The following is a 4601-nucleotide window of genomic DNA, read 5'->3' as shown; positions in this document are numbered from 1 at the left end:
TTCAATATGTTCCCTGAAGTTGACCCGGTACTTGGACCGGAGATGCGTTCCACAGGTGAAGTATTGGGACTTTCCCAGTTTTGGGGTGAGGCATTCTATAAAGCGCAGGAGGCAACAAAGACTCAGGTTCCGTTAGAAGGCACAGTTCTTATTACTGTATGTGACAAGGATAAGCCGGAAGTTGCAGAAGTTGCCCGCGATTTTGCCGATGCAGGATTCAAGATCCTGTCCTCAAAAGGTACAGGAAAACTGATTCAGGAAGCCGGAATCGACGTTGAGATCGTAAACAAATTAAGCGAAGGACGTCCGAATATTCTTGACCTTATCACAAACGGAAAGATTGATATTATCATCAATACACCGGTAGGTCATGAGCGTATGGTAGATGACAGCTATCTGCGTAAGGCAGCGATCAAGAAAAAAATCGCATACTTTACAACAATGGCTGCGGCTAAAGCAGCTGCCAGCGGTGTAAAATCCATTAAGTTATATGGAAGCAGTGAAATAAAATCTCTTCAGGAATTACATTCTGAAATTAAAGACAAATAGTTATAGAAGGACACCGGGGTCTGTAAGGATTTCGGTGTCTCTTTTTTGGGAAAAGTGAGAGGAAAAAATGAAAGCTTGTATTTTTGATTTAGACGGGACATTGTGCAATACATTGGACTCTATGGCCATCAGTGCCAATCAGGTCATCGAGCGCTTTGGTTATGCGCCCCTTCCGGCACAAAACTTCCGCTATTATGCGGGAGACGGTGCGAAGACTCTGGTCGAGAGGGTTTTGCGTGATGCGGGAGATGAGAAGCTTGAGCATCTTGAGGAAGCATTCGAGGCTTACAGAGACATATTTAATAAGGACTGTACCTATAAGGTGACTGTCTATGACGGGATTTTGGAGACATTACAGCAGTTAAAAGCAATGGGAATGAAACTGGCCGTTTTGTCAAATAAGCCCCATGCCCAGACTGTAAAGGTGATCCGGACGCTTTTTGGCGATGAATTGTTTGACCATGTTCAGGGGCAGCAGGAGGGGATTGAAAAGAAGCCCGATCCTTCCGGTGTGTTTGCCATCACAAAAGCCTTTGGCGTTAAACCGGAGGAATGCATGTATATCGGAGACACAAACGTGGATATGATGACGGGAAACAGAGCCGGCGCATTTACCGTGGGTGTTCTCTGGGGATTCAGGACCCGTGAAGAGCTGGTTAAAAATCATGCCCACGCACTGGCAGAGCAGCCAAAGGATCTTCTCCGTCTGTGCCGCTTAAAGGATGAGAGTCAATAGATTTGTATTGCAAAATGCTATGAAAGAGTTTAAAATAATAAATATTATTTTTTCACATACTAGTTTTGGAGGCGATAAAAATGTGTGGTATATGTGGCTTCACAGGGAAATTACCTGACAGTAAAGAAGTATTGACACGGATGATGGATCGTATTATTCACAGAGGTCCGGACAGTGCCGGTCAGTTTATTACAGATAAAGCCGCCTGGGGATTCCGGCGTTTAAGTATTATTGACCTTGATCATGGATCCCAGCCGATGTTCAATGAGGATAATAGTATTGTCATTGTGTTCAATGGTGAGATTTATAATTTTATGACTCTCAGAGAGGAATTGAAAGCAAAAGGACATGTTTTCCGCAATAATTCGGATACGGAAGTTCTCGTTCATGGCTATGAAGAATGGGGAACCGAGCTTCCAAAACATTGCCGGGGTATGTTTGCATTTATGATCTATGATAGGAATAAGGATCTGGCTTTTGGCGCAAGAGATTATTTTGGTATCAAACCTTTTTACTATGGCGTCATCGACGGCAATCTTGTATTCGGCTCAGAGATCAAGAGTATTCTTGAATATCCGGGCTATGTGAAAAAAGTCAATACGGAAGCATTGGAACAGTATCTGACTTTCCAGTACTCCGTTCTTCCGGAGACATTTTTTAAAGGCATTTACAAGCTGGCACCGGCGCACAGCATTTTATTTAAAGACGGTGAAGTGACTATTGAACGTTACTGGGAACCGGATTTTGATATTGATGAGAATGCCAATCTGGATGAACTTGTGGACAAGATCGATGCTCAGATGCAGGAATCGGTTCAGGCCCATATGATCAGTGATGTGGAAGTCGGTTCACTTCTCTCCAGCGGTATCGATTCCAGTTATATTGCAACCGTATCAAAGGCAGATAAGACATTCACTGTCGGTTTTGATTATGATAAATTCAATGAAATATCCTATGCCCAGGATCTGTCTGAAAAGATCGGCACACAGAATTTCAGCAAATTGATCACAGAAGAAGAATACTGGAGCGTATTGCCGGAGATCCAGTACTATATGGATGAGCCGCTTGCGGATGCCTCCTGCGTTGCCCTTTACTTTGTGGATAAGACAGCTGCAGAACATGTGAAAGTTGTGCTTTCCGGTGAGGGTGCGGATGAGTTTTTCGGCGGATACAACATTTATCACGAACCCGTATCCCTTCACGGTTATCAGAAACTTCCTAAGGGTCTGCGCCGCTTTGTCGGCAAGGCAGCTGAGATGATCATGCCGGAGGGCATGCGTGGTCGCAGCTTTTTGATGCGTGGAGCACTTGATGTGGAAGAACGCTTTATCGGCAATGCGAAACGTTTTTCAGTGAAAGAACGTAAAAAGATCCTTAAGAATGCCACACCGGCCAAGGCTCCATGGAAGCTGACCAAGCCTTATTATGATAAGGTGAAGCATCTCGATGACACAACAAAGATGCAGTATATTGATATGAATTTCTGGCTGATCGGCGATATTCTCCTTAAAGGTGATAAGATGAGCATGCGCCATTCTCTTGAATGTCGTGTACCGTTTATGGACCGGGAAGTATATAAGCTGGCAAAGACCATCCCGACAAAATATAAACTTGCGGAAGGAACGACAAAGTACGCCCTCAGAAAGGCGGCAAGACGTCATATTCCGGAAGCTACGGCGATGAAGAAAAAACTCGGTTTCCCGGTACCGATCGGTTTGTGGCTCAGGGAAGATAAGTATTATGAACAGGTGAAGGCATCCTTTGAAAGCCCGGCGGCACAGAAGTTCTTTAATACAAAAGAGCTGGTGAAGATGCTGGATCAGCATAAGAAGGGCAAACTGGACAATAGTAAGAAGATATGGGTCGTGTATATGTTCTTAATGTGGTACGATGTATATTTTGTACAGGAGAAGGTTTCCTTTAACTAAATGATAAACAGGTTTCAGACTGCAGCCTTCTATAAACGGCTGCAGTTTGTGTTTAAAGAAGATGGAGGTAGCAGAAGATATGGATACAAATATGCTGCAATTGTATGCGGTGACGGACAGTCAGTGGCTCAAAGAGGGACAGACGCTGGCGGAGGCTGTTGAAGCAGCAATCAAAGGCGGGGTGACGATGGTGCAGCTTCGCGAGAAACATCTGGATGACGAGGCATTTATTGCTCTCGCAAAAGATGTAAAAAAGGTGACAGATGCTTATCATATTCCGTTTCTTATCAATGATAATATTAATGTGTGTCAGGCCTGTGATGCGGATGGCGTTCATGTGGGACAGGAGGATATGGCAGCGGCAAAAGCCCGGGAGATTCTCGGAAAAGATAAGATCATCGGTGTGACGGCTAAAACCGTGGAACAGGCACAGGAAGCTGTCCGCCAGGGGGCAGATTATCTTGGCAGCGGTGCCATGTTCGGATCCTCCACAAAATCTGAGGCAAAACCGATGACCATGGAAGAATTTTCAAAAATCCGTCAGGCGGTGGATATACCGATCGTACTGATCGGTGGTATCGATGCCACAAATATCCGGGAATTAACAGGGTCCGGAGCTCAGGGGGCAGCCATTGTTTCCGGAATCTTCGCAAAGGAAGATATTGAGGGGGCAGCCCGGGAATTAAAACAATTATCTTTGGAAGTATTCCCTCCGGAGGTAAAGGATTAATGATAAAGTATATTTTATTTGACCTGGACGGAACCCTGCTTCCGATGGATCAGGATCTTTTTATTAAAGATTATTTTACAAGACTCAGCAAAAAGCTGGCCCCCCACGGTTATGATCCGGAGACACTTTTTGGCAATCTTTGGAAAGGCGTAGGTGCCATGGTGATGAATGATGGCTCTTGTATGAATGAGGACGTTTTCTGGAAAGCTTTTGAAAAAAGTTATGGTGAAAAAGTACATGAGGATAAACCGATTTTTGAATCCTTTTATGCCAATGAATTTCAGGAAACAGCATCTGTGTGCGGGAAAAATCCAAAAGCAAAAGCCTGTGTGGATGCAATAAAAGAGAAAGGATACCATGTGGTACTCGCAACTAATCCCCTTTTTCCGAGTATTGCGACAGAAAGCCGAATACGATGGGCAGGATTCGAACCGGACGCGTTTGAATATTTTACAACGTATGAGAATGCCAGATTCTGTAAACCGAATCTGAAATATTATGAAGAAGTGCTCGAACATATCGGGGCAAGACCGGAAGAATGTATGATGGTCGGAAACGATGTGGATGAGGACATGGTCGCAGAAAAACTGGGAATGAAAGTATTCCTGTTGACGGATTGTATGATTAATAAACATAATGTGGATATTGAAAAATATCC

The 4601-nt window shown here is 44.2% G+C and carries 4 protein-coding genes and 1 pseudogene; all 5 read left to right on the top strand.

The window, feature by feature from the left end; translation table 11 throughout:
- Nucleotides 1-549, top strand: a pseudogene (locus tag QZZ35_RS09345) (carbamoyl-phosphate synthase large subunit); the annotation flags it as partial.
- Between the two features lie 67 nt (nucleotides 550-616).
- Nucleotides 617-1285, top strand: coding sequence for an HAD family hydrolase (locus QZZ35_RS09340; protein ID WP_291237154.1), 669 nt, complete (start codon nucleotides 617-619; stop codon nucleotides 1283-1285).
- Between the two features lie 80 nt (nucleotides 1286-1365).
- On the top strand, nucleotides 1366-3213 hold the full coding sequence (gene asnB / locus QZZ35_RS09335; protein ID WP_291237153.1) for an asparagine synthase (glutamine-hydrolyzing): 1848 nt from the start codon (nucleotides 1366-1368) through the stop codon (nucleotides 3211-3213).
- Between the two features lie 79 nt (nucleotides 3214-3292).
- Complete coding sequence (gene thiE, locus QZZ35_RS09330) at nucleotides 3293-3943, top strand: thiamine phosphate synthase (RefSeq protein ID WP_291237152.1); 651 nt, start codon at nucleotides 3293-3295, stop codon at nucleotides 3941-3943.
- The coding region (locus QZZ35_RS09325) for an HAD family hydrolase (RefSeq protein ID WP_291237151.1) at nucleotides 3943-4601 on the top strand (659 nt) is incomplete at its 3' end. The genes thiE and QZZ35_RS09325, both read left to right, overlap by 1 nt.

The organism is Frisingicoccus sp. (assembly GCA_016298055.1).
GTDB lineage: Bacteria > Bacillota > Clostridia > Lachnospirales > Lachnospiraceae > Frisingicoccus.
This window is presented reverse-complemented; position numbering and strand designations above follow the sequence as displayed.

Bases quoted from the DNA above. Each gene is read 5' to 3' on its own strand.
- thiE (WP_291237152.1), top strand. From the start codon at position 3,293: ATGGATACAAATATGCTGCAATTGTATGCGGTGACGGACAGTCAGTGG.
- QZZ35_RS09340 (WP_291237154.1), top strand. From the start codon at position 617: ATGAAAGCTTGTATTTTTGATTTAGACGGGACATTGTGCAATACATTG.
- asnB (WP_291237153.1), top strand. From the start codon at position 1,366: ATGTGTGGTATATGTGGCTTCACAGGGAAATTACCTGACAGTAAAGAA.